General features: G+C 52.3%; 24 protein-coding genes. 10 read left to right on the top strand and 14 right to left on the bottom strand.

The features are described 5' to 3' along the window. The first annotated feature begins 177 nt into the window (after positions 1 to 177). The gene (locus tag R3I13_RS26680; protein WP_346321053.1) at positions 178 to 1,167 is read left to right on the top strand and encodes a hypothetical protein; all 990 of its coding nucleotides are present in this window, start codon (positions 178 to 180) and stop codon (positions 1,165 to 1,167) included. Between the two features lie 325 nt (positions 1,168 to 1,492). Here R3I13_RS26680 and R3I13_RS26675 read toward each other — a convergent pair whose 3' ends face one another. The 3 genes from R3I13_RS26675 to R3I13_RS26665 all read right to left on the bottom strand — a co-directional run bounded on the left by R3I13_RS26675 (position 1,493) and on the right by R3I13_RS26665 (position 6,429). Further along, positions 1,493 to 3,769, bottom strand: coding sequence for a serine hydrolase (locus R3I13_RS26675; RefSeq protein ID WP_346321052.1), 2,277 nt, complete (start codon positions 3,767 to 3,769; stop codon positions 1,493 to 1,495). A gap of 145 nt (positions 3,770 to 3,914) precedes the next feature. Further along, positions 3,915 to 4,694, bottom strand: coding sequence for an acyl-CoA desaturase (locus tag R3I13_RS26670; RefSeq protein ID WP_346321051.1), 780 nt, complete (start codon positions 4,692 to 4,694; stop codon positions 3,915 to 3,917). A gap of 124 nt (positions 4,695 to 4,818) precedes the next feature. Then, on the bottom strand, positions 4,819 to 6,429 hold the full coding sequence (locus R3I13_RS26665) for an ABC transporter substrate-binding protein (protein WP_346321050.1): 1,611 nt from the start codon (positions 6,427 to 6,429) through the stop codon (positions 4,819 to 4,821). Positions 6,430 to 6,540: 111 nt separating this feature from the next. On the opposite strand from R3I13_RS26665, the gene R3I13_RS26660 reads away from it, so the two are divergent. From R3I13_RS26660 to R3I13_RS26645, 4 genes are all read left to right on the top strand, one after another. Continuing rightward, positions 6,541 to 8,163 (top strand): M1 family metallopeptidase, encoded by a 1,623-nt coding sequence (locus tag R3I13_RS26660; protein ID WP_346321049.1) that lies wholly within the window; start codon positions 6,541 to 6,543, stop codon positions 8,161 to 8,163. 305 nt (positions 8,164 to 8,468) lie between these two features. Further along, positions 8,469 to 9,335: a methylated-DNA--[protein]-cysteine S-methyltransferase gene (locus R3I13_RS26655; protein WP_346321048.1), complete on the top strand. Its 867-nt coding sequence runs from the start codon at positions 8,469 to 8,471 to the stop codon at positions 9,333 to 9,335. Positions 9,336 to 9,379: 44 nt separating this feature from the next. After that, positions 9,380 to 9,829, top strand: coding sequence for a hypothetical protein (locus R3I13_RS26650; protein ID WP_346321047.1), 450 nt, complete (start codon positions 9,380 to 9,382; stop codon positions 9,827 to 9,829). A gap of 31 nt (positions 9,830 to 9,860) precedes the next feature. Then, positions 9,861 to 10,148: a DUF721 domain-containing protein gene (locus tag R3I13_RS26645; RefSeq protein ID WP_346321046.1), complete on the top strand. Its 288-nt coding sequence runs from the start codon at positions 9,861 to 9,863 to the stop codon at positions 10,146 to 10,148. Here R3I13_RS26645 and R3I13_RS26640 read toward each other — a convergent pair. The 7 genes from R3I13_RS26640 to R3I13_RS26610 all read right to left on the bottom strand — a co-directional run bounded on the left by R3I13_RS26640 (position 10,145) and on the right by R3I13_RS26610 (position 15,441). Beyond that, on the bottom strand, positions 10,145 to 10,741 hold the full coding sequence (locus R3I13_RS26640; RefSeq protein ID WP_346321045.1) for a DUF4252 domain-containing protein: 597 nt from the start codon (positions 10,739 to 10,741) through the stop codon (positions 10,145 to 10,147). The two genes, R3I13_RS26645 and R3I13_RS26640, sit on opposite strands and share 4 nt — an antisense overlap. 73 nt (positions 10,742 to 10,814) lie before the next feature. Beyond that, on the bottom strand, positions 10,815 to 11,351 hold the full coding sequence (locus R3I13_RS26635; protein ID WP_346321044.1) for a DUF4252 domain-containing protein: 537 nt from the start codon (positions 11,349 to 11,351) through the stop codon (positions 10,815 to 10,817). 57 nt (positions 11,352 to 11,408) lie between these two features. Then, positions 11,409 to 11,942: a hypothetical protein gene (locus R3I13_RS26630; RefSeq protein ID WP_346321043.1), complete on the bottom strand. Its 534-nt coding sequence runs from the start codon at positions 11,940 to 11,942 to the stop codon at positions 11,409 to 11,411. After that, a complete protein-coding gene (locus tag R3I13_RS26625) occupies positions 11,929 to 12,444 on the bottom strand; it encodes a sigma-70 family RNA polymerase sigma factor (protein WP_346321042.1) in 516 nt (171 codons plus the stop codon). Before R3I13_RS26625 ends, R3I13_RS26630 begins: the two co-directional genes overlap by 14 nt. 168 nt (positions 12,445 to 12,612) lie before the next feature. Further along, a complete protein-coding gene (locus R3I13_RS26620) occupies positions 12,613 to 13,671 on the bottom strand; it encodes an ABC transporter permease (protein ID WP_346321041.1) in 1,059 nt (352 codons plus the stop codon). Next, positions 13,671 to 14,768 carry a BT_3928 family protein gene (locus tag R3I13_RS26615; protein ID WP_346321040.1) on the bottom strand — a complete coding sequence of 366 codons (1,098 nt, stop codon included), beginning with the start codon at positions 14,766 to 14,768 and terminating at the stop codon, positions 13,671 to 13,673. The genes R3I13_RS26620 and R3I13_RS26615 overlap by 1 nt, the downstream gene beginning before the upstream one ends. A gap of 136 nt (positions 14,769 to 14,904) precedes the next feature. Then, positions 14,905 to 15,441: a DUF1599 domain-containing protein gene (locus R3I13_RS26610; protein WP_346321039.1), complete on the bottom strand. Its 537-nt coding sequence runs from the start codon at positions 15,439 to 15,441 to the stop codon at positions 14,905 to 14,907. Positions 15,442 to 15,535: 94 nt separating this feature from the next. Between R3I13_RS26610 and folP the strand changes: the two genes are divergently transcribed. Both folP and R3I13_RS26600 read left to right on the top strand, forming a co-directional pair. Then, complete coding sequence (gene folP / locus R3I13_RS26605) at positions 15,536 to 16,396, top strand: dihydropteroate synthase (protein ID WP_346321038.1); 861 nt, start codon at positions 15,536 to 15,538, stop codon at positions 16,394 to 16,396. A 28-nt stretch (positions 16,397 to 16,424) separates the two neighbouring features. Beyond that, a complete protein-coding gene (locus R3I13_RS26600) occupies positions 16,425 to 17,234 on the top strand; it encodes a diadenylate cyclase (protein ID WP_346321037.1) in 810 nt (269 codons plus the stop codon). Positions 17,235 to 17,320: 86 nt separating this feature from the next. Here the strand turns inward: R3I13_RS26600 and R3I13_RS26595 are convergent, their stop codons facing one another. Then, a complete protein-coding gene (locus R3I13_RS26595; RefSeq protein ID WP_346321036.1) occupies positions 17,321 to 17,572 on the bottom strand; it encodes a hypothetical protein in 252 nt (83 codons plus the stop codon). 165 nt (positions 17,573 to 17,737) lie between these two features. Beyond that, positions 17,738 to 18,094, bottom strand: coding sequence for a YraN family protein (locus R3I13_RS26590; RefSeq protein WP_346321035.1), 357 nt, complete (start codon positions 18,092 to 18,094; stop codon positions 17,738 to 17,740). Positions 18,095 to 18,130: 36 nt separating this feature from the next. Here R3I13_RS26590 and manA point away from each other — a divergent pair, with 36 nt between their 5' ends. Both manA and R3I13_RS26580 read left to right on the top strand, forming a co-directional pair. Further along, entirely contained in the window at positions 18,131 to 19,336 is a 1,206-nt protein-coding gene (gene manA / locus R3I13_RS26585; protein WP_346321034.1) for a mannose-6-phosphate isomerase, class I, read from the top strand. A gap of 39 nt (positions 19,337 to 19,375) precedes the next feature. Beyond that, positions 19,376 to 19,963 (top strand): DUF6580 family putative transport protein, encoded by a 588-nt coding sequence (locus R3I13_RS26580; RefSeq protein ID WP_346321033.1) that lies wholly within the window; start codon positions 19,376 to 19,378, stop codon positions 19,961 to 19,963. A 242-nt stretch (positions 19,964 to 20,205) separates the two neighbouring features. Here R3I13_RS26580 and R3I13_RS26575 read toward each other — a convergent pair whose 3' ends face one another. Together R3I13_RS26575 and lepA are read right to left on the bottom strand one after the other, a co-directional pair. After that, positions 20,206 to 20,868 (bottom strand): diphthine--ammonia ligase, encoded by a 663-nt coding sequence (locus R3I13_RS26575; protein WP_346321032.1) that lies wholly within the window; start codon positions 20,866 to 20,868, stop codon positions 20,206 to 20,208. Positions 20,869 to 21,070: 202 nt separating this feature from the next. Continuing rightward, positions 21,071 to 22,864, bottom strand: coding sequence for a translation elongation factor 4 (gene lepA / locus R3I13_RS26570; RefSeq protein WP_346321031.1), 1,794 nt, complete (start codon positions 22,862 to 22,864; stop codon positions 21,071 to 21,073). Between the two features lie 227 nt (positions 22,865 to 23,091). Between lepA and R3I13_RS26565 the strand changes: the two genes are divergently transcribed. Further along, positions 23,092 to 23,352: an acyl-CoA-binding protein gene (locus tag R3I13_RS26565; protein ID WP_346321030.1), complete on the top strand. Its 261-nt coding sequence runs from the start codon at positions 23,092 to 23,094 to the stop codon at positions 23,350 to 23,352. Positions 23,353 to 23,358 lie beyond the last annotated feature (6 nt).

Below are 23,358 nucleotides of genomic sequence, written 5' to 3'. Positions count from 1 at the left end.
ATAATTAGTGTATAATCAATATGATATGTGATTGAAAAATTGTCCAAAAAATTGTCTACAGCCCAATGTTTAGCCCTTGAGTTGGGCTATTTCAAAGCTAAATTTGCCGTTAAACGGGAGGGAAAACGGAAAAAAATAATTTTCTATATTTGAACGGACGACCTCAAATTTAATCCCATGCGAGCCAATATTCATCCCTTCGAAAAGTATCCGTTTGACATCAGGAAGCTGCCCGCCGACATACGCTCAGAAGTCGAGCATTTCGAGTTTTACACCACGTCCAGGGCCATTGAAAGATCAATTGCAGCCGGGAATTTAATCGACCCCAATACACTGTTGTGCTGGGCATACTTTACCTGGATAGACGCGATGGAGCTGCAGACGGAGGCCGAGATACTGAGCAGTGGCGAAAGCGCTTTGAAAATTATTGACGAGATCCTGGAGAAAGAGCCAACCCACAAGCCATCGCTCAGGTTGCAGACATACATCCGGGATGAAATAAAAAAAGTACATAAAGCCAACAAACGGTATGACAGGTTTCACAATATCCCGGTTGAAAATTTGTCGCTGGAAGAAGCGGAAGATTTTGCGCTTTTCCTGAGCGATTGTGCGAACGATGAAAAATTCAAAGAAAAGGAATACCGGCTTTGGCAACGGCTGTATAACGAGAAACCGGATGTTTTCGTGGAAGAACGTACGGGCAGGCAGTACTTCGGGTTTAAGTTCTATTACCTGTGCAGGATTGCCAGCGTATTGTGGCGGGATCTGGGGCGGTTTGAGGAGGCAAGACCTTTGCTTTGGCAGATCATCGGCTGGCCGAGCGTCAAAGATGCGGAACTATATTCTTATAACGTTTCGAATGCCATCGAGGTCCTGCTGCTGGAAGCGATCGAAAAGCGCGACGAAGCTGAATTTATCCGGCTCACCGGGCTGATGGTATCCAAATTCGGGGAGATCAATGCATACAGGCGAAGTTCTGGTAAAGGAGAACTGACGCTCATTATCAGGGAGAACCCGGCGGGAAAGATACTGGAATTTGCTTTAGAGATCGGAAACCCCGGGAATATCCGGACTATTATAGACCATTTTTTTGCCGGCAAGCATGTATTCATCAGAAACGAGAAGATTAAGAAGAACATGGAAAAAGCGAAGACATTGATTTCCTAATGCGTAAAGCAGGGTGAAAGCCCTTTTATTCTATTTAACATAATGTAAATTATGATCGATATTTGGCAGGTAGACAAGCCAGTGAAATCCTTGCTGTATCCGGGTTCTGGCATTATTCCCAAATCTCCCTTGGCTGGATGATCTTATGGTCCTCACCTGAAAACGTCCACTATTTCCCCCGTACGAGCAGCCCCATAATTGAATGGCTTGGCGCGCCCAATTCAATGCTCAAGATACTGACCGTCCGTTGAGTTTTGGACCAGCTGTCTATCGCCAGTTTTTCATTATCCGGCAGCGCTGGCGAATGAAATTTGGACCAATTGTTTTAATCCCCGTTCAACTCCGTCAGGATCAGATCCGTCAGATCAAACCTTGGGAAATCCCCCGTATTATTCAACAAAATCACCAGGTTATCCTTATCCGGCTGCCTGGCGAACATCGTGTAAAAACCGAGATTAGTGCCAGGATGATATACGATCTCATGCGCCTTTGAGACTTTGAAAAGCCGCTGATCCGTCATCCAGCCATAGCCGTACCAGGCGTCCCAATCCGTATATTCAGCCCGGGGTTTGGATAATTCAGCCATCAGGCTTTCCGGCAGCAACACGCTGCACGCCAGCGCTTTATTCCATTTCAGGAGATCGGCGGCCGTGGTTGTAATGCCGCCAGCGCCCAGCGTATTGGCTGGATGATAGTCTGGTTCCGGCCTGTCGTACAGGTAACCGGCAGCTTTCCGGTCCGCGGTGCGGTTTCCGGCATAGGTATCATGCATGCCCGCCGGGATGAAGATCCGCTCTTCCAGTAAATCCGTGAACGGCTTGCCGCCGGCGGTTTCCGCGATGAGCGCCAGCAGTACATAACCGGAATTGCTGTACCGGAACTGCGTGCCCGGCACAAATTCCGTGGAATCGCTGCAGAACTTTTCCACCAGCTCTTTCAGTGAAAATGTATCCCGCATGATCTGTGACAGGTATTCCTTATTGGCCGTATAGTTCGGGATGCCCGATTGGTGGCTCAGCAACTGCGCTATCGTCACCTCGCCATTGACATACCCCGGCAGGAATTTACTCACCGGGTCCTGCAGGGATAATTTCCCTTCCTGCGCCAGTTGCAGCACAACAATGGCGGTAAACGGCTTGGACAACGACCCGATCCTGTAACGGGTATTGCTGTCTGCGGCCAGCTGCCGCTCTTTGTCCGCATAACCGTAACTTTTGCTGAGGATCACGCCCCGGGCTGTTTTTATAAGCACGGTGCCGTTGAATTGACCGTTCCGGTGATAAAAACTGAGCATGGAATCGATCCTCACTGCCGGGCCTGCCGGCAACCGCCTGGATCGTTCCTCTGCGCGCTTTTTCAGATTATTGCTTTCATTCCGGGCCTTCAGCATTGCGGCTACGGCCTCTGCATCAAAATCAGCCAAAATGGTCGTATGGCGGCGCCAGAACTCCGGGTCCTGCGGGGTGTCCTGGAATTCGATGAATTTGTTCCTGCCCACATGTTTCCCTTCCGGCGCCGGTGTTGCCTTCGTGGTGTCTACTGAAGTGATAATGTAATCAACATGGCTATTGGTCGTGAAATCATACTTCTTTTTGTTGCGGAAATTCAGGGAAGTATTGCCGACGACGTGGGAAAGCACCCAGCGGTCCCCTATTTTCCGGTATTCCACTTTGGCCGAATCGCCCTGCGTCTCTATCTGGATGTTCAACACCGCCATGAGCGCCCGCGTGGCACCATCTCCATAGCGGTGGTAAGGCATCCCGGCAGGACTCAAAGCGTATGCTATTTCCAGGAAGGCAAGCTGCGCTGTATCGATGAACAGCCTGCCACGGTACAATGATCTTTTCAATCCTTCCCGCTGGTCGAACGTGATCTCGTACGCCGGCATGCCTTTATAATCTGCCACGCCACGGATCGTAAAGCGATGGTTGCGCAGGCCTTCTTCGCTGAATACATCATTCTCAGCGATCTCTTTCACAATATCGTAAGCAAAAAGGTTCGAAGGTTTCAGGCCCAGGTCCAGCCCATGGGATGCCTTTTCATCCCTGATATGCCTCACCTGCACCAGGTACAGGTCGTTTTCTTTTTTATCCGCGTAACCACGGTTATAGATGTCAAAAACGGCTTCAGACAGCTGCATACAATCTTCGCCGCGTGTGGTGGCATTGCGGTAAAAGCCGCGCACCTGGTGCGGTTTCGTGATGTAATTCTCTGGTATTTTCCGGATGGCGGACCGGATGAGTTTCACCGGGTCTTTCGCCGCGATCACCACTTCTTTCAGCCCAACGCTCACAGGCTCCAGTTCAATGTGAAGGACCACGCCGGCCTCCAGTGCGGCCAGCGGCAGGTATTTTACCCTATAACCCAGGCTGGAAATACGCAGCGTGTCAGTGGCGATATGGGACACGACCAGCCTGAATTCACCCAAACTGTTGCTGACGGTGCCGGTACCGCTCCTGTTCACAGTGATGTTCGCGCCCGGAAGCGGCGTTTTGCCGTGTGCGCCTGAAATGTGGCCCCTGATCTCTACGGGCGCCTGCGCATGGGCAAGGGCGGGCATACCAAGGAAAAGGAGGACGAAGGGATAAAACCTGTCAAGCATGGCGATATTGTTAAGGGTCAAAAACGGTGATCAAATGTATACATCCCGTTACTTCCCTGTGTTTCGCCGGCTGTTAAAAATTGTATAATAAAAAAACAGCCACCCTTGCGGATGGCTGTTCAATTATTTATTAAAAAAACGGCGCTTATGCTGCTTGCTTGGCTTTCTTTGAAACCTTGATCTTAGCGGTTGCCGTTTCACGGAGCTTGATAATGCCTACCCAGTGCATGGCTTTCATCACGGGATAAGTGGGGTCGAACTCGTACCATTTTTTGGCGAAGTTCGCGCTGTCTTTATGCTTGTGGTGATTGTTCTGGAACAGTTCACCCAGCAGGAAGATGCCCCAGGGTTCGGAGTTACGGGAATGATCGCCGTTGTCGAAGTTGCTGTAACCGTATTTGTGGCCGCACCAGTTTACCACCGCGCCCTGTACAGGCCCAACCAGGAAATGGATCGGCAGCAGCAGCCACCACCAAAGGCTGGGCGCGAATACTGCGTAGAACGCCACGTAGATACCTACCCATGCAAAACGCGTCCAGCGGGAATCGCCGAATTTGTCCATCGCGTCCCAGGTGGGCAGCGGGTCTTTGGTGAATTGCGGCTCCGGCGTGCGGGTGCCGGTCACAAAACCTGCATAGATCTCGCGGGTGTGCGTCATCATATGCCATACATCCTTGAAGAAGTGCGGCGAATGCGGGTCGTGCTCAGTATCGCTGTACTCATGGTGCATGCGGTGCATTACGCCATAAGCCCTCGGAATCAGGTAAGAAGAACCCTGGAAGAACCAGGTGCAGAAATAAAACACGCGCTCCCAGCCTTTGCTTGTATCATACATCTGGTGAGATGCATACCTGTGCAGGAAAAATGTATGAAAGAACAAAGAGAGGAACCAGTGTGAAAAAAAGAATATCAGGATCGCTATCATGTTATACCACTCGTTAAAAGATAAAGAAAATGAACCGCAAAGGTAACTTAAATATTCTCTCCAGGGCAATTATTTAACGCCGTGTTAATGAATATATTAATATGTGATATGAAGGGCGCGGCCCCTACTCTATCCGCACCCGCCGCAATTCCAGCAAATTCAGGCCATTGCTGGTCAAACCGCTCACATTCGGCTGGCGGAAACGCACAGAAATATCGTAGAACAACGGTACCACCGGCGCATCGCTGATCACCATCTGGTCCATTTCCTGGTAAAGCCGGTAACGGAGGGAGTCGTTCGTTTCCAGCAGGGCCTTTTCGTACAGCTTGTCGAAAGCCGGGTTGTTGTAACGCGTATAGTTGGGCGGCGCGGGATTTTTACTGTAGAACATGGCAAGGTAGCTCTCCGCATCGGGGTAATCAGCTATCCAGCTGGCACGGAAAAATGGCACGGCCGATTTGGCCACCTGGTCCATGAGCGTTCCCTTCTGGATCGCTTCCACGTTCACCTGTATCCCGATATCCTGCAACTGGTGCGCCACGTAATTGGCCAGGTCTATATAAATGGGAATAGACACCAGCTTGATCGGCGGCAACCCTTTCCCATCAGGGTACCCGGCTTCTTTGAGCAACTGTCTTGCTAAAGGGATATTGTAATGATAGCCCTTAACGACAGCAGTATCAAAGGAAGGCAGGCCTGCGGGCACAAACCCTGATGTGGCGGGAATGCCGATGCTGTTGCGCAGGTAGGTCATCATTTTCGTACGGTCGAAACCGTAGTTGATGGCCTGCCGGATGCGGATATCCTGCAAGGGAGAACCTTTCACGCCAGCCTTCTCCGGGTCCATCACGATCCCGAAATATTCGGTGTTGAGGTAAGGCGCTTTCACCAGCGAGATCTTCCCTTCCCATTCTTTTTTTAATTCTCCCTGTTTGGTAAGTACTTCATCTTTGAAAGAGGTTTCGATATCGTTCACGAAATCGAGCTGGCCCTGGCGAAAGAGCAGGAACTCGGTGCCTTTGCTGTCCACAAAGCTCACCTTTACCGCATCAAGATACGGAAGCCGCCGGCCCTGTTCGTCTTTTTCAAAGTAATTCGCATTTTTATGCAGGATCAGCGCCTGGCCTTCGTCCCAATAATGAAAGATGAACGGGCCTGTGCCTACCGGGTGTTTGCGGAAATCCTTCCCATATTTCTCCACTGCTTCATGCGGCACAACCGAACAATACTGCATACTGAGAATGCCCATGATCGGGTGGAACGGCCGCAGCAGCGTGAGCTGGAACGTGCTGTCGTCAAGCGCGCGGAAGCCGTTTGCGGGATCCACTTTATCGTTGAATATCCATGCGCCCGGCGACGCGGTGGAAGGCTCCATCACTCGGCGGAAACTGTACACTACATCTTCAGCCGTCATCCTGCGGCCTTTGCCGCCGGGAAACACTTCATGGTCATGGAAAAACACATCGTTCCTTAAATGAAAAGTATAAGTGCGCCGGTCTGCAGACACCTCCCAGCTCCTGGCCAGCGAAGGCCGGATGTTCAGCAGGCTGTCCGGCTCCACCAGCGTGTTGTACAGCTGGCGCACGGCCCACATGATGGCCTGGTTCTTCGCGAAGGCGGGATCCAGCGAAGGAATGCCTTCCTGCTGGTTGTAGCGGAACACCATCTTATGCTGGCTGCTACGCTGGCCGCAGGCAAGCAGCAGTATTGAAAACAAAACGGCTAAGTATCTCATAAAGCGGCTTTAAGGTAGCCAGAAAAATGCAGCCATCCAACACGCCACCGGTCAAAAAAGCAATGGCTGTTTCCCGCAACTAAATTATATTGCTCATCAAATCTGACCTGAATGAGACGCATACTCCCGGTATTCTTCGCCGTTATTCTCAGCACAACCGCCTACAGCCAGCAGTTCACCCGGCAAGACACGCTGCGGGGCACGCTTACAGCAGATCGTTCCTGGTGGGACGTTACCTTTTACGACCTGAGCGTGCGCGTCAACCCTTCCGAAAAATCCATAGAAGGCACCAACGTGATCCATTACCGCGTTACCAGGCCGGCGCAGCGACTGCAGATAGACCTGCAATCGCCGCTCATCCTCGATAAAGCGGTGCAGAACGGGCAGGAGCTTGCCTTTACAAAAGACGGTGATGCCTGGTTCATCACCCTGCAATCGCCTCAAACACAAAATTCCATCCAGCAGCTGACGCTCACCTACCACGGCCTGCCCCGCGAGGCCAAACGCGCTCCCTGGGATGGCGGCATCGTTTGGGGAAAGGATTCCCTCGGCCGCCCCTGGATCGCTACCGCCTGCCAGGGCCTCGGCGCCAGCGTGTGGTGGCCCAATAAAGACCACCAGACCGAAGAGCCGGACAGCATGCGCATCCGCGTGACCACCCCGCGAGGGCTTGGCAACGTTTCCAATGGAAGGCTGATGGATGTGTACGTGAATGAAGACCGTTCCGTGACCACCACCTGGTTCGTAAACAATCCCATCAACAACTACGACGTGGCGCTCAACATCGGCCACTACAAACATTTTTCAGATCAATACAAAGGCGAGAAAGGCACGCTGGACCTGGATTACTGGGTGCTGGATTACAACCTGGACCGTGCAAAGGCCCATTTTGAAGTGGTGAAACCCATGATGAAATGTTTCGAGCACTGGTTCGGCCCCTACCCTTTTTACGAAGACAGCTACAAGCTGGTGGAAACGCCGCACCTGGGCATGGAGCACCAGAGCGCCGTCGCGTATGGCAACCAGTATAAAATGGGCTATCGCGGCACCGATCTTTCCGGCAGCGGCTGGGGCCTGAAGTGGGACTTCATCATCATCCACGAAAGCGGCCACGAATGGTTCGGCAACAACATCACCACGAAAGACATTGCTGATATGTGGGTGCATGAGTCCTTCACCAACTATTCCGAAACAATATTTATCGGCTGCCAATATGGTATGGACGCCGCAAACGCTTATGTACAGGGCATCCGCAATAAGATCGCCAACGACAAGCCTATTGTGGGGCCTTATGGTGTGAACACAGAAGGCTCCGGCGACATGTATTACAAAGGCGCCAATATGCTGCATACCATCCGCCAGATCATCAACAACGACGAGGCTTTCCGGAAAATACTGCGCGGGCTGAACAAGACCTTCTACCACCAAACCGTGACCTCAGCCGATGTAGAGCAGTACATCAGCAAAACCAGCGGGAAGAATTTCAGCAAGGTGTTCGACCAGTACCTGCGGCATACCAATCCTCCCGTGTTTGAATATTCCATAGAGGGCAACCGCCTGCGGTACCGCTGGGTGGCAGACGTAAAGGGTTTTGACATGCCGCTGAAGGTGGATGCGGGAGACGGGAAATCCCAGTTCATTCAACCGGGAACGGAGTGGAAAACACTGACGTTGAAAAATGCTGCAAAATTTTCAGTGGATAAGAATTTCTATGTGAAGACCAGGAAGGTATAATGCTGACAGCCCGTCATTGAGGAGTCCCGTCATTGCGAGGAGCAGCAAAGGGATCCGGTGCAACAGAATACGCGACGAAGCAATCTCCTCAATGTATTGGAGTATATCAAATTCAATGAAAGAGATTGCTTCGTCGCCCCAGCCGCTTAGCTCTGCTGCTCCTCGCAATGACGTTTTTTCCGCGCATTTAGCCGCACTTCCCTAATATCCTGTTAAAATTTATTGCCGTAACTTCATTCATACCAAAACCGCAAGAAACAGGTTGTACAGGCATGAAAACGAGTGTTATTTGCAATAAAAAAACGATGCACCATTACGAAAAAATTGCAGCCGCCATCGCATACATCCATGCGCATCACACGGAGCAGCCTTCGCTGGATGAGATCGCCGCTGCCGTACACCTGAGCCCGTATCATTTTCAACGCCTTTTTACGGAATGGGCCGGCGTAAGCCCGAAGAAGTTCCTGCAATACATCAGCCTGCAGCATGCAAAAGGTTTGCTGGCAAAAGATCATACCGTGGAACAGGCTACTTTCGAAACCGGCCTTTCCGGCACCAGCCGCCTGCACGATATGTTCGTGAACCTGGAAGCGATGACGCCCGGCGAATACCGCAATGGCGGCGAAGCCCTCACCATCCGTTATCATTTCATGGATACCGCGTTCGGCCCGATGCTGGCCGCGGCTACCGAAAAAGGCATCTGCTCCATCGCGTTTGCGGACGACCGTACAGCCGCACTCGAAGATCTGCGCCGCCAATGGCCCCAGGCGAAATTCCTGGAAGAAGTATCTCCTTTCATCAGCAGCGTAAAAGCATACTTTGAAGAAATGGAGCAGGATACGGCTAAAGCGAAAAATGAAAAGGCGATCCGCCTTCACGTGAAAGCCACGCCCTTCCAGCTGAAGGTTTGGGAAGCGCTGCTGAAAGTGCCCGCAGGGCAGGTAGCCACCTATGCCCGCATCGCGGAGCAGATCAGCCACCCGAAAGCGGCCCGCGCAGTGGGTACTGCCGTGGGCGACAACCCGGTGGCCTTTCTCATCCCCTGTCATCGTGTAATAAAGTCCACAGGCATATTCGGCGGATACCATTGGGGGCCTGTGCGTAAAACTGCCATCCTGGGCTGGGAATCCGCAAGGAATCAGCCGCTTGTATTAACCGCGGCTGAAGAATAGTCCACGCTGGCCCCGTGTTTGTGGGTTTACGGGAAAAAACTGTTATGGATAAACAGAAGATCAAGGCATTTTTCGCAGCGTATGAACAGCGGTTCAACGATTCCCTTGCGGGCAAGCCTATAGACGTCGAGAGCCAGGTGGCTGCTTTTGCCGATTATATCGTGGGCACCAATCCCAATTCCACGATGGGCGGGAAAAATGATGATACGTATAAGGACTTTATATTAAAGAACCAGGATTTCTACCGCAACATCGGTACGAAATACATGAAGGTGATAGACATGGAGCTCATCGAACTGGATGATTTGCATGCCGCTGCAAAGGTCTATTGGGATTCCGGTTACGAAAAGGACGATAAGGAGATCAGTATCCGGTTCTATGTGATCTACCTCCTCTCCTTCGCGAAAAATATGATCAGGATATTTGCTTTCATTACCGGCGACGAAGAGAAAGTGCTGAAAGATCATGGCTTGATGCCCGAAGAAAAATCATAGTTCCTTCATGCGCGTTCCTTATCTTTGCTGCATGCGAAACAGAGTGGTCAGCATGGGCGATGCGCTCAAGGAATACCTGAACAAAAGCCGGTTCAAACCGCGGCTGATGGAGGTGCGCATCCAGGAAAACTGGGAACAGGTGGTGGGCAAGACCATCGCCCGGTATACGGAAAGCGTGCAGCTGTTTGACGGGAAGCTGGTGATCACTACCACGGTGGCGCCGCTGAAGCAGGAGCTGAATTACTCTAAAGACAGGATCATCAAGCTGGTGAATGATATGCTGGGAGAAGAGATCGTGAAGGAAGTGATGATCCGTTAGTGCGTTTCGCCGGCCAGGGCCACATCTTCATCCGCTGCTGCAGGAACTTCATCTTTATTTTTCCTGCCTTTATCCTCCCTCACTTTTTCATTGATCTTATTGGCAATACGGGATACATCGCTCATGGTGAGCTTTGTTTTCAGGTGCACCATCACCATGTCTTCCGCGTCGTTGATCAGTACGACCAGATTGTCTATCCTGTCGTCGGTTTTGGCATTGCCCAGCACCTGCACATGGCCTTCGGGATGGCGGATGTCTACCAGGGGTTCATATTTGCTTTCATTGTAGAGGTCTTCTTTCAGCCGGTCGACAGATTCGCGGGACACAGGCTCCCCGTTGTCCATTTGAATGGTATAGAGTTTCACGCTTTTCACTTTCTTCAGCAGCAGTTTTACTTCGCGGGCGTCACCATCCCAGGCGCTGCCGGGAATGAACCAGCTTACAATGCGCAGTGGCAGGAAGCTGAGGCCGATGCGGTGGGTTTCGGCAACGGCGCAATGTTCGTTGGTGAACCGGCGCAGCTGTTTGCGCTGGGCGGAGGCGGTGATGGCCATCGTGCAGGCGAGGGAAGAAAGTAAAATTATGCGTTTCATAGAGAAGCTGTTGGAGGGTAATGGTTTATGGATGGAGTGAAGAAATACGCCGCGGATGGATACGGCGTGTTCCTTATTTTTTCCATTTTTTGTTTTGTTTGTTCTTGAGCTGGCCCAGGTTCTGGAAGCCGTCTATATTCATGCCGCCGGCTATTTCGCTGATCTCGCTGATGCTGAAATCGCCGAAGAGCGTGAGCGCCAGGAACTCATCGGAGCTGCCTACCAGCATTACCAGTTCCTGGATATTGCCTTTGGCATTTTCACGGACCATGAACTTCAGGTCGGTGTCCTTATCGCGGAGCGACATCAGCTCTTCCATGCCCCCGCCCAGGAACTGCGCGGCTTCGCGGTAGAGTTTCTGACCGTCTTTAGTGTCTTCCTTCATCAGGATGCGCAGGCCTTTGAGTTTGGCGGCCAGTTCGGTCACCTTTTTGGCGTCAGGGTCGTCGCTCGAGAACTTCGAGAACATGTTGAACATTTTGGGCGTGATGTTGATCACGGTAAACGACTCATCGTCCTGGTACTTCTGGAAGAATTTGTCGATCGTGCTTTGCGCCAGCGCAAGTTCGCTGCTGCATAAGACACATATGATCATGATAATTCTTTTCATTGTTCGGAATTTGTGTTGCTGATAATAAATAATTGGTATGCAGTTCTAGAATAGCCATTAGTTGTGATTGCCCTGTATGATCTCCTGCGCTTCATTGAAGTAGCCCAGTTTCTCCATCTGCGATTTCCCCTTGTTCAGGTTGCGGCTCAGGATCTGGAGGGCGCGCTGTGTCTGTTCATAAGCCAGCTTCGGATCTTCGTAGGTATCCCTGAAGGCCGTTGTTTCTTCGGATTGCCCGTGCAGCTTCAGTTGGTATTGGTTCACCGAGTATACCATGCCGGCGGCGGCCAGCAATACGGCGGCGTATTTCATCCAGCCCTGCCAGAAGGGGCGGATGATCTTTGTTTCCTTTGCTGTTTCCCAGGGCGCGCGGCGGTCTGTGAACAGTTCGGGCATGTTAAATTCCTTTTTTTCAAAAGCACCCTCCCCTTCCGCATGGAAATACCGGAACAGCGGCGCCGCTTCCTGCAGGTCCGCAGGCAGGGGCTCTTCGTGGGCGGCGTAAAACACGCGCAGCTCCGCTTCTTCCGCTTCGGTGGTTTCGCAGGCCCAATACTTTTCCAGTAAGGCCCTGATGTTATTGTATTCCATACACATGCAAATTTTGTAGTTGTTCCCGCACCTGTTTCCTGGCACGGTGCAGGTTTACTTTTACTTCACTCAGTTCTATTTCAAGCACTTCGCCGATCTCCTGGTAGCTCAGCCCGTCTATGTCCCGCAGCTGGAGAATGGTCCGGTATTTTTCGGGCAGCCGGTGGATGGCGCCGTGCACCCTCCGCATCAGGTCACTTTTTTCAGTGCTCTGATGCGGGCTGTGATGGGTGGCGGGCACTTCGCCGGCACGTTCCAGGTCGTCAGTTACCCGGTATTTCCGGCTCTTGAGCTTGTCCAGCGCCAGGTTCCGCGTGATGCGCATGCACCAGGCCTCCAGGTTCTGCAACTCGCCCATTTTATCTTTGTTGTTCCACACCTTCACGAAGGCATCCTGGATAATATCCTTAGCATCCTCTTCGTTGCCCAACAGGCGCAGCGCGAAGCGGTACAGCTTCTCCCTGAAAGGCATGATTAAAGAGATAAATACTTCAGACGACATATCACAGTTTTAGTTTGGCGGAAGGAAGCACTCCTTTTTGTTGTGTGTTACATAAAGAAGACGACTGCCAAATGTCTTTGTTACAAAATAACAGAAAATATTTCTGTTGTTTTGAAAACCAGCTAGTTAGAGGTGCCGATCTTATAAGAGCGGGAGAATAGGCGGGGTTTAATTCCCCAGCCTGATACGCGGGTCAATAATGCTGTACAGCAGGTCCGCCAGCAGGTTGATGATCACGAAGATGCCCGCTGTTACCAGCACGGCGCCCATTACCACGGGGAAGTCGAATTTCTCCAGCGCATCTACCGTTACTTTGCCGATGCCTTTCCAGCCGAAAATATATTCTACAAAGAAAGCGCCCGCCAGCAATTCGGCAAACCAGCCGGTAATGGCCGTGATCACTGGGTTGAGCGCATTGCGCAGCGCGTGTTTGTAAAGAATGACGCGGCTGTTGAGGCCTTTGGCGTAAGCGGTGCGGATGTAATCCTGGTTCAGCACGTCCAGCATGGCGCTGCGGGTAAGCTGCACGATAATGGCCAGCGGCCTGATGCCCAGCGTGATGGCGGGCAGGATGAGGTTGCGGATGTTGAGGATGCGGCCCTCGAAGGGATCTATGTCGAACAGGCTGCCGGTCATGTGCAGGCCGGTATAGTCCGCAAGCACGAACCCGAAGATGTAAGCCAGCACAATACCGGTGAAGAACGATGGTGCGGAAATGCCGATCACGCTGGCGAACACGGCGCCGGTATCCATCCAGGTGTTTTGTTTGACGGCGGATAAAATGCCCAGCGCAATACCCGCCACTGTAGCGAAGATCATTGCAGCCAGCGCCAGCACCAGCGTGCCGGGCAGGGCTTCCATCAATATCTCCCATACGTCTTTCTTCCCCTGGTAGCTCCTGCGCAGGTAGGGCGTTTTCAGCACCAGCGCCTTATTGCCGCCCGTGCTGAAAAGCGCCACGCCGTTCAGGGATTCTTTCAGCTCCTGCCGGGTATGAATGCCGAGCGGGCTCAGGTCGTTCAGGTACAGCAGGAACTGGATGCTTTTCGGCTGGTCAAGATGAAGCTCCTTCCGCACATTTTCCAGGGACGTGAGGTCCGTGCGCTGCCCCAGCGTAAGCCGCGCGGGGTCTGCCGGCAGCACGTTGAACAGCAGGAAGATAACGATCACCACACCCAGGAGCACCAGGATGCCGTAACCGAGCTTGCGGAGGAAAAAACGGAACATTATTTAAAACCAGGTATGTCGTTATAATGCCATTTGCCTTTGACCACGGCTTTTTCCAGCAACAGCAGGCAAGGCGTACTGCGCCCCGCGGTCTTGATGGCGGTGCCGTCCATCTGCAGGAACTGGAAGCTGATGCCCCGCTCCTTTTGGAACTGCTCCACCTGCTCTTTATTTGAACTTGTCACGCCAAACAGCATGATCTTTCCTTCTTTGAACTGCTGCTCCAGGGCCTGCATCTTCTTTTCCCAGCCTTTCCCCGCTTCACGCACGTCGCGCACGAGGAAGAGGTATACGGGCAGCGATTCCATCAGCACGCCGCGGTTCATATTGTTGCCGTCGAAGTCGGTGAGCACAAAGTCCTTGATGGCGGGTTCGGCATTGCCTTTTTTTACCAGCTTGTCTTTCCGGTCCACGAACTTCCAGGTGCTGTCTTGCCAGGGATAGTTTTCCGTGGTGTATTCCTGCTGCTTGCCGTCCTTTTCATAGATCAGCACGGTTTCGTACACGTCGGGCGTGGAGCCGGGCGGCACTTTCATTTTTTCCATGATGTTGTTGCCCACTTTGTAAGGAAGGCAGTCTACCACCGGCAAATGTGCCAGGGTAAACCATTGCAGCGCAATGGGAAACAGCACGGCCAGCGCCATGATGATATTCGTGGCCTTCGGCGGGAATACGGGCTGTATGCGTTTGTGGTAAATGAAAATAACGAGGATCATCACCAGCAGGATAAGGTCTTTATAAAAGGACTGGTCTGCCGTGAGCTTGATACAGTCCCCAAAGCAGCCGCATTCCCGGATGAGGCCGCTAAACAGGGCGAAGCCGGTGAGGAAGGTAAAGAATATAATGAGGATCAGCAGCAGGAAGGAAAAGAACCGCATGCGGTAACCCAGCAGCACGGCAAAGCCTGCGATGATCTCAAAAGCGTTCATAACGAGGGAAAAGGCGAGCGAGGCCGGGATAAGGAAATGCAGGTGGAGCACTTCAAAGAACTCGTCCATTTTATAACTCAGGCCCAGTGGGTCGTTGGCTTTGATCAGCCCGGAAAAAATGAACAGCACGCCTACGAGGATGCGGAATAGGATCAGGATCGGTTTCATCAGTTAATTTAGTCTTTTTTAGCGGCCTGATGGAACCTCGCCGGAAAGGCTCGGTTTCATTGGTCTTTTTTAAAGGTCGGATGGAACTTCGCCTAAAGGCTCGGTTACACGTTGGTTTTATTTCAGTCTCAAAATATCAATTATTCTGTTTTTCTTCTATCAATATAAGTGCAAACACCGCATAATTAACGATATCCACATAGTTAGCGTCCATTCCTTCGGAAATGATGGTTTTCCCGTCGTTGCGGAGTATCTGCTTGATGCGCAGCAGCTTGGTCAATATGAGGTCCACGAACGATTCCTGGCTCATGCTGCGCCAGGCTTCGCCATAGTCGTGGTTCTTGGCTTCCTTTACTTCGCTGATGAATTTTATTTTCGCGTCATACAGCTTTGCCACGGTCTCAACGGGCAGGTCGGTATACGGATCATCCCCGCCAAGGTCCATCTGGATGAGCGCGATCACCCCGTAATTGATAATGCCCCTGAACTCGTTGCTGATATCGTCCGCCACTTTCTGCACGCCCAGCTCCTGTATGGTACGGATGCGCTGGGCTTTGATAAAGATCTGGTCTACAATAGACACCGGGCGCAATACCCGCCAGCTGGTGCCGTAGTCTTTGGTTTTTTTGAGAAAGATTTCCTTACTGCTGTCAATCACCTGCTGATAAGTCATTCAATGCGGATTTATAATTCGAATTACGGCAAGGCTAATCATTTTTTACGATACCTTTGAAGGTATTCCTTCATTGTTAATACCTTATTAGCGCTTGGGTTTCAAAAATACATTATTACGCAAAGATTTTACCATCCGCTGCCGCGGAAAGTTGATACCGCTCGCCCAGCCGCTGGTGATGGGTATTATTAATATCACGGACGATTCCTTTTACGCCAACAGCCGGAGCCGCAGCCTGCAGCACATCGTAGCCCGCGCCGGCGAAATGCTGGAAGCGGGCGCCGCCATGCTGGACCTTGGCGCCCAAAGCACCCGCCCGGGGGCTGAAGAAGTAGGCGCCGCGGAAGAACTGGAGCGCCTGCTGCCCGTTATCCATGCGCTGGTGAACCACTATCCCGAAGCGGTCCTTTCCATTGATACCTACCATGCGTCCGTGGCCGAAAAATGTATCCTGGCCGGTGCCGCCATTATTAATGATATCAGCGCGGGGGAAATGGACCCGGATATGATCCCCGCAGCCGCGGCCCTCAAAGTGCCTTACATTGCCATGCACATGCAGGGCACGCCGGCGGATATGCAAAAGAACCCCCGGTATGAGGATGTAGTGCAGGAAGTACTGGATTATTTTATCTACAAAACAGACGCCTGCCGCCGCGCCGGTATTGCGGATGTGATCATCGACCCCGGTTTTGGTTTCGGGAAGACCCTGGCTCATAACTACCAGCTGCTCAACAGGCTGGAACTGCTGCACCTGGCCGGCGCGCCCATCCTGGCCGGCGTTTCCCGCAAGAGCATGATCTACCGCCTGCTGGGCGGCACCCCGGCGGAAGCCCTGAACGGAACCACCGTGGTCAATACCATTGCTTTGCAGAAAGGCGCCTCCATTTTACGGGTGCACGACGTAAAAGAAGCCCTGGAAGCCGTGCGGATCGTTTCTTTTTTGCAGGACGTTTAGCTAAGACAAATATTTTTATTTTTACGACATGAAGGATGTATACCAATTTTATGGATTTGAGTTTCGCTGGCTGAACGTGATAGACCTGCTGATCGTTATTTTTCTCGTCATCCAGCTGTACCGCCTGCTCAAAGGCAGCCTGGCCTTTAATATATTCCTGGGGCTGCTGATGGTGTATGCCGCCTTTTTCCTGGTGCGTTCGCTCCAGATGCCTATTTTGACCAATATCCTGGAGAATTTCATCAACATCGGGCTCATCGCGATCATCATCATCTTCCAGCCCGAGATCCGCAAGTTCTTGCTGGTGCTGGGGAAAAAGACGCCCCTGAGCAAAGACAGCTTCCTCACCAAGCTGTTCCTGCCAGACCGTTTTAAAAGCTATAAGGAAGAAGAACATATCATCAACGAAGTGATCACCGCCGTGAGCCATATGGTGGCCAGCCATACGGGCGCGCTCATCGTGATCGCCACCACTTACCGCGTGAAGTTCGATACCGCGTCGAGCATTGCGATAGACGGCAACGTGAGCGCCAAGCTGGTGGAAAGCATTTTTGAAAAGAACAGTCCCCTGCACGATGGCGCACTGATCATCGTCGGGAACAAGATACTGGCCGCGAAAGTGATACTCCCCATGTCTGAAAACCCCAACCTGCCCACGCGCATCGGCATGCGGCACCGCTCGGCGGTCGGCATTACAGAGCATAGCGACAACCTGGCGATCGTGGTGTCTGAAGAAAGAGCCACCATTTCTTACGCGAAAGACGGCCAGCTCACGCAGAACGTGTCGCTGGAAGAGCTGAAAGTGAAGCTGTATGAAGTGCTGGTAGACGGGTATTAATTTTCATTCTGCTCCCAAAAATACAAAGTCCCCCGAAATGCTTCGGGGGATCTATGTTTGGGGGGATGACTCTATATGATAATAAGTTATTGCTCCAGTTTCACATCCAGCTGCTGCCCTTTTACCTGTACCGTGTATTTCCCGGCGGGAAGGGTGGCTAACTGCAACGTATATACGCCGCGCGCGTGTCCTGCTTCCAGCGGTATCATTCTCACGGGCACCTGTTGCGCGTCATAAATGGTGCATTGCACCGTTCCCTGCTGATAAGCGAGCGTGGGCACTTGTATGCGCACCTGTCCCCTGTTGGCAGGCAGCTGCTGCATATCAGTCACATTCATATGGATGAAAAAAATTAAGCTCCAGCAATTCATAAAGAACCTTTTATAGGTTGATCTTGGTTCTTTACAGGAGGTGGTCAAAAGATTGGATGGTCAAATATACAACTATTTAATTCCTGTTATATGTGGATTTTGTTAACTCGGTGTTAACCAAGCCCTAAGCGTTCAGAATACATCTTCGAGATGTATGATTTCCATGGGGTTATTGCCTGTTAATGTAATGGCAATAATGTCGAAGCGGACTTCCCTGGCATGGGGCATAAAGTGTTCAAGATAACATTCCGCCACCCTGCGCATATGTTCTTCCTTGACGCCGTTCACCGCTTCTTCCGGCATGCCGAACAGCTGGCCGCTGCGCGTTTTCACTTCCACGAACACGAGCGTCGGCCCCTGCATGGCAATGATGTCTATTTCCTTCCTGCCCGATCTCCAGTTGGTATGGAGGATGGAATATTGTTTACCGCGCAGGAAATCAGCCGCGATCTCCTCCCCCTTTTTACCCAGCGTATGATGAGAAGCCATCCTATTTATATATTTTTACAGCTCAACAATATGAAAATGCCTGACCCGAAATTATTCTATCTCAAAGGAAAAGTACAACATTACGCCTGGGGCGGATTCAAATACATCCCTGAATTGCTCGGCCTGCCGGTGACGGACAAGCCCAGCGCGGAATACTGGATGGGCGCCCACCAGAGCGCCCCTTCGCAGCTGGAAACCGCCTCCCCCCTGCCGCTCAACGAATATATCGCATCCGATCCAGCGGCTATTCTCGGCCAGGAGGCGGCGGACCGTTTCGGGGAACTGCCTTATTTATTTAAGATACTGGATGTGAAAGATATGCTTTCCATCCAGGTGCACCCCACCAAAGCCGAAGCCGAAAAAGGATTTGCGCGGGAAAACGCGGAAGGCATTCCCCTCAATGCGCCGCACCGCAATTATAAAGACGCCAACCACAAGCCGGAGATCATGGTGGCGCTCAGCGAGTTCTGGCTGCTGCATGGCTTTTTGCCTGAAGACAAGCTCAGGAAAGTGTTGCAGGACGTGCCCGAGCTGCGCTCACTGGCAGGCATATACGAAAAGGAAGGTTATTTCGGTTTATACAAGACCGTGATGGAAATGCCGCAGGAAGAAGTGAACACCATGCTGCGCCCGCTGGCGGAGCGCGTGCTGCCGCCCTACCAGGCCGGTACCCTGCAAAAGAACGATCCCGCTTTCTGGACGGCCCGCGCCATTGCCAACGACCCCGAAGGCATGAACCGGCTGGACCGGGGGATCTTCTCCATTTATTTCTTCAACATCGTGTATGTGTCACCGGGAGAAGCCGTGTTTCAGGACGCCGGCATTCCCCACGCCTACCTGGAAGGCCAGAATGCGGAACTGATGGCCAATTCGGACAACGTGCTGCGCGGCGGTCTTACGCCCAAGCACATCGACGTGGCTGAACTGCTGAAACACACGCGCTTTGAGGCCGTTCACCCGAACATCCTGAAAGGCGAACCCCTGCAGGAGGGCAAAGAAAGGATCTACCCCACGCCCGCGCCGGATTTCGTGATCAGCACCATTCTCCTTAAAACAGGCGAAACTTATATCCACATTGCCAACGCGCCGGAAATCTGGATCGTGCAGAGCGGTCAGGGTAAAGCCGTAGGGTCTGCCGAGCTGCCGCTGGCAAGAGGCACTACCGTGTTTGCGGCTTACGGCGAAGCCTATTCCATTGTTGCTGATACCGAACTGGTGATCTTTAAAGCATCTATTCCTTAATTGATTATATTTGTATTGCTAAAGCAAATGTTTGCATATATGAAGAAAGAAACATTATCCAGGGTTTTACTGATCGGCGGACTGATATTCCTTACCGTTCTGGCCCGTTTGATCACGAACCATCTTCTTATCTATAACTTTACAGCCATGGGCGCGGGCGCGCTGTTTGCCGGCGTGGTGCTGAAGGACAAGAAGTATGCTTACGTGGTGCCCATCCTGGCGCTGTTCCTCAGTGATTTGTTCTTCCAGCTATTTACGTCCATCCAGGGCTTCTATGGCGGCGAGATGTTCTTCGTTTACGGCGGGTTCATCCTCATCACTTTTATCGGCACAAGGATCCGCAAAGCGAACGCAGGAAATATCTTCCTGGCTTCCATTGCTTCAGGGCTGGTATTTTACCTGATGTCCAACTTCGGTACCTGGCTCTTCCGCGACACCTACCCGCACACGCTGAGCGGCCTGATGAGCTGCTACTGGGCGGCTGTGCCGTTCTACCGCAATGAACTGTTCGGCAGCTTCTTCCTCAACACGATCATGGGCAATGTATTCTACAGCGGCGTGCTCTTCGGGGCTTACGCACTGCTGAAACCCGTGTTCATCAAGGAAGAGGATAAACAATACGCTTAATACGCCTTAAGTACCCGATACAAATAAATGGGGAGGTAAAAGTATCATTCTACTTTTACCTCCCCATTTGATTTTGAAGCAGTATTTGGTCAGCCCTAATGCTATCAGAAATCAACTGTTTCTGTACTTTCCCAATCCGTTTCCGTGATGATAGGGTTGAGATCTGTGCGGCTGCTCGCGGAGACAGTTACCTCTATTTTCGTAAGCACGTTACGTTTGAAGCGGATGGTCTTTTCGCCCTATTATTTTACGTCCCAGTCCAGGAACCAGTATTGCTCGTGTTTCACCTTACGGTAAGCGGGCAGGTTCACCGGGATGCTGAACAGCGGGCAGTCCGTTACCACGGTATGAAATTCCCCGTTCTCCCCGCAAACGTCTACCCCGGCGGCTTCGAGGTCCGCGATCAGCACATCGTCCAGCTGGCGGCCCAGGAAATTTTCTCCCAAATGTTCATTGCAGGAAACGATGCGGCATTTGACGCCCTGCTCCAGCATGCGGTATACCAGCATCTTGCGGTCCAGCTGCCAGAGCGGCAACACAGCGCGGAGCCCTGCCGCGGCGCAGACCTTTTCTTCCCAATCGCGGTGCGGCTGCAGGTCTATGTCGCCAAACACGGCGGCGGTGGCCTGGTATTGTTCGCGTATAGTAGTGAGCGTTGCGGTGAAATGCTGTTCGTAATCAGTCCAGGTGGAAGGCTGCAGGTGGATGGGAAGGCCCAGCGCGGCCGCCTGCTGTTGCAGGATAGCCGGCGGAAGGCCGTGGGAGCGGGAAATGCGACCGTTCTCGTTCAGGATATTGAGCAGCGCGACGGGCCTGTGCCCTTGCTGTACGGCCTGCATGAAAGCGAAGCAGCTGTCTTTGCCGCCGCTCCAGGAGCAGATGATATTTTCCGGGGATTGGGTCATGGCTGGTTATAAAACCGTTATTGGAGAAGCCCCTCATTGCGAGGAGCGGCAGAGCCAAAGCGGGCGGGGCGACGAAGTAATCTCCTACATTGGATTAACGTACTCCAAGCCATGGAAGAGATTGCTTCGTCGCGTCTCCTGCGGCAGAGCATCCCTAGTCGCTCCTCGCAATGACGGTCTTTTCGGAATCTTCGGAGCCGGTTTAATCATCCAGCTTCAATACCGCCAGGAAGGCTTCCTGCGGTACTTCTACGTTGCCGATCTGGCGCATACGTTTTTTACCTTCCTTTTGTTTCTCCAGCAGCTTGCGTTTGCGGGAAATGTCGCCGCCGTAACATTTGGCGGTTACGTCCTTACGCATGGCGCTGATATTTTCCCTCGCCACGATCTTCGCGCCAATGGCCGCCTGTATGGCGATCAGGAATTGCTGGCGCGGCAGCAGCTCTTTCAGCTTTTCGCAAAGCTTGCGGCCGAAGTCCTGCGCGCGGCTGCGGTGGATAAGGGCGCTGAGGGCGTCTACTTTTTCGGCGTTGAGCAGGATGTCCATTTTCACGATATCGCTTTCGCGGAAACCGATGGGTGAATAGTCGAACGAGGCGTAGCCGCGCGTCTGGCTCTTGAGCTTATCGTAGAAGTCGAACACGATCTCGGTGAGCGGCAGCTCGAACATCAGCTCCACGCGGGTGGTGGTAAGGTAGCTCTGGTTCAGCAGCAGGCCGCGTTTGCCGAGGCAAAGCGTCATGATATTACCGATGTATTCCGGTTTGGTGATGATCTGCGCACGGATCCAGGGTTCTTCGATGCGGTCCAGCTTGGTGGGGTCCGGCATTTCGGAAGGATTGTTCACGATGATCAGCTTGTCTTTGGTATCGTATGCCTTGAAACCCACGTTGGGCACGGTGGTGATCACGGTCTGGTTGAACTCGCGTTCCAGCCTTTCCTGGATGATCTCCATGTGCAGCATGCCGAGGAAGCCGCAACGGAAGCCGAACCCAAGGGCCTGGGAGGTTTCCAGCTCATAGGTCAGCGATGCATCGTTCAGCTGGAGCTTGTCCATGCAATCGCGCAGCTCTTCAAAATCTTCGGTCACCACGGGGAAGATGCCGGCAAATACCATCGGCTTCACCTCTTCGAAGCCCTGGATGGCTTCTTTGCAGGGATTGGCCGCGAGGGTGATGGTATCGCCCACTTTCACTTCCTTGGCGTTTTTGATGCCGGTGATAATGTATCCCACATCGCCCACGTTCACCTGGTTCTTTGGCTCCAGGCCGAGCTTGAGGATGCCCACTTCGTCCGCCTCGTATTCCTCGCCGGTGTTCACAAATCGGATCTTGTCCCCTTTGCGGATAGAGCCGTTGTACACGCGGAAATAAGCGATGATGCCGCGGAAGGAATTGAACACGCTGTCGAATATCAAAGCCTGCAGCGGCGCGTCCTGCTGGCCTTCCGGGGCAGGGATGCGGTGCACGATGGCTTCCAGTATTTCTTCGATGCCGATGCCGGACTTGCCGGACGCCAGCAGGATGTCTTCTTTTTTCACCCCGATCAGTTCAATGATCTGGTCGGTCACTTCTTCGATCATGGCGCCTGCCATGTCGATTTTATTGATAACGGGGATGATCTCCAGGTCGTTTTCCAGGGCGAGGTACAGGTTGGAAATGGTTTGCGCCTGGATGCCCTGGGCGGCGTCTACCAGCAGCAGCGCGCCTTCGCAGGCGGCCAGCGCGCGGGATACTTCGTAGGAGAAGTCCACGTGGCCGGGCGTATCTATCAGGTTAAAGATATATTGCTCGCCATTGTTGGCCTTATAGCTCATCTGGATGGCGTGGCTCTTGATGGTGATCCCCTTTTCCCTTTCCAGGTCCATATCGTCCAGCACCTGCGCCTGCATGTCGCGGTCAGAGATGGTTTTGGTAAATTCCAGTAAACGGTCCGCCAGGGTACTTTTACCATGGTCGATGTGGGCGATGATGCAAAAATTCCGGATATTCTTCATATATAAAAAACAATTACGAACCGTCAGTCACGGATAACGAATGATGTAAAAATGGCGTTCAGCAAAGACTACCGGCAGCCCCCGGGCCCAATGGGCCTTCATTCGTGATCCGCAGCTGTCAATTCGTAACTCATTATTTGCGCAAAGGTATTAAATTTTGTTCTTCTTTTATGTGTGGAGAAGGGCTTTTGGGGGTATTTCTTTACTTTTAACAGCAAAAACAGAACATGGCACTGCAACAATCATTTGAAGAGGCCGTGGCGGCCAGCAAAACACTGGATTCCAAACCGGATAACGACATTCTCCTGCAGCTCTATTCCCTCTACAAACAGGCCACCGAAGGCGACATCAATATAGAGCCCCCCGCCAACATGTTCGACTTCGTGGGCAAAGCCAAATACGACGCCTGGAACAACCTCAAAGGCAAAACCAAAGAAGAGGCCATGGAGCAATACATCACGCTGGTGAATCAGCTGAAGAATAAGTAACTTTAC

Source organism: Chitinophaga sp. YIM B06452 (assembly GCF_039655965.1).
GTDB lineage: Bacteria > Bacteroidota > Bacteroidia > Chitinophagales > Chitinophagaceae > Chitinophaga.
The sequence above is the reverse complement of the archived record's forward strand: the minus strand, read 5'-3'. Positions and strand labels throughout refer to the sequence as shown.

Bases quoted from the DNA above. Each gene is read 5' to 3' on its own strand.
- R3I13_RS26665 (WP_346321050.1), bottom strand. From the start codon at position 6,429: ATGAGATACTTAGCCGTTTTGTTTTCAATACTGCTGCTTGCCTGCGGC.
- R3I13_RS26655 (WP_346321048.1), top strand. From the start codon at position 8,469: ATGCACCATTACGAAAAAATTGCAGCCGCCATCGCATACATCCATGCG.
- R3I13_RS26610 (WP_346321039.1), bottom strand. From the start codon at position 15,441: ATGACTTATCAGCAGGTGATTGACAGCAGTAAGGAAATCTTTCTCAAA.
- lepA (WP_346321031.1), bottom strand. From the start codon at position 22,864: ATGAAGAATATCCGGAATTTTTGCATCATCGCCCACATCGACCATGGT.
- R3I13_RS26660 (WP_346321049.1), top strand. From the start codon at position 6,541: ATGAGACGCATACTCCCGGTATTCTTCGCCGTTATTCTCAGCACAACC.
- R3I13_RS26645 (WP_346321046.1), top strand. From the start codon at position 9,861: ATGCGAAACAGAGTGGTCAGCATGGGCGATGCGCTCAAGGAATACCTG.
- R3I13_RS26575 (WP_346321032.1), bottom strand. From the start codon at position 20,868: ATGACCCAATCCCCGGAAAATATCATCTGCTCCTGGAGCGGCGGCAAA.
- R3I13_RS26580 (WP_346321033.1), top strand. From the start codon at position 19,376: ATGAAGAAAGAAACATTATCCAGGGTTTTACTGATCGGCGGACTGATA.
- R3I13_RS26635 (WP_346321044.1), bottom strand. From the start codon at position 11,351: ATGAAAAGAATTATCATGATCATATGTGTCTTATGCAGCAGCGAACTT.
- R3I13_RS26650 (WP_346321047.1), top strand. From the start codon at position 9,380: ATGGATAAACAGAAGATCAAGGCATTTTTCGCAGCGTATGAACAGCGG.
- R3I13_RS26565 (WP_346321030.1), top strand. From the start codon at position 23,092: ATGGCACTGCAACAATCATTTGAAGAGGCCGTGGCGGCCAGCAAAACA.
- R3I13_RS26600 (WP_346321037.1), top strand. From the start codon at position 16,425: ATGAAGGATGTATACCAATTTTATGGATTTGAGTTTCGCTGGCTGAAC.
- R3I13_RS26640 (WP_346321045.1), bottom strand. From the start codon at position 10,741: ATGAAACGCATAATTTTACTTTCTTCCCTCGCCTGCACGATGGCCATC.
- manA (WP_346321034.1), top strand. From the start codon at position 18,131: ATGCCTGACCCGAAATTATTCTATCTCAAAGGAAAAGTACAACATTAC.
- R3I13_RS26615 (WP_346321040.1), bottom strand. From the start codon at position 14,768: ATGAAACCGATCCTGATCCTATTCCGCATCCTCGTAGGCGTGCTGTTC.
- R3I13_RS26680 (WP_346321053.1), top strand. From the start codon at position 178: ATGCGAGCCAATATTCATCCCTTCGAAAAGTATCCGTTTGACATCAGG.
- R3I13_RS26625 (WP_346321042.1), bottom strand. From the start codon at position 12,444: ATGTCGTCTGAAGTATTTATCTCTTTAATCATGCCTTTCAGGGAGAAG.
- R3I13_RS26590 (WP_346321035.1), bottom strand. From the start codon at position 18,094: ATGGCTTCTCATCATACGCTGGGTAAAAAGGGGGAGGAGATCGCGGCT.
- R3I13_RS26620 (WP_346321041.1), bottom strand. From the start codon at position 13,671: ATGTTCCGTTTTTTCCTCCGCAAGCTCGGTTACGGCATCCTGGTGCTC.
- R3I13_RS26670 (WP_346321051.1), bottom strand. From the start codon at position 4,694: ATGATAGCGATCCTGATATTCTTTTTTTCACACTGGTTCCTCTCTTTG.
- R3I13_RS26675 (WP_346321052.1), bottom strand. From the start codon at position 3,769: ATGCTTGACAGGTTTTATCCCTTCGTCCTCCTTTTCCTTGGTATGCCC.
- R3I13_RS26630 (WP_346321043.1), bottom strand. From the start codon at position 11,942: ATGGAATACAATAACATCAGGGCCTTACTGGAAAAGTATTGGGCCTGC.
- R3I13_RS26595 (WP_346321036.1), bottom strand. From the start codon at position 17,572: ATGAATGTGACTGATATGCAGCAGCTGCCTGCCAACAGGGGACAGGTG.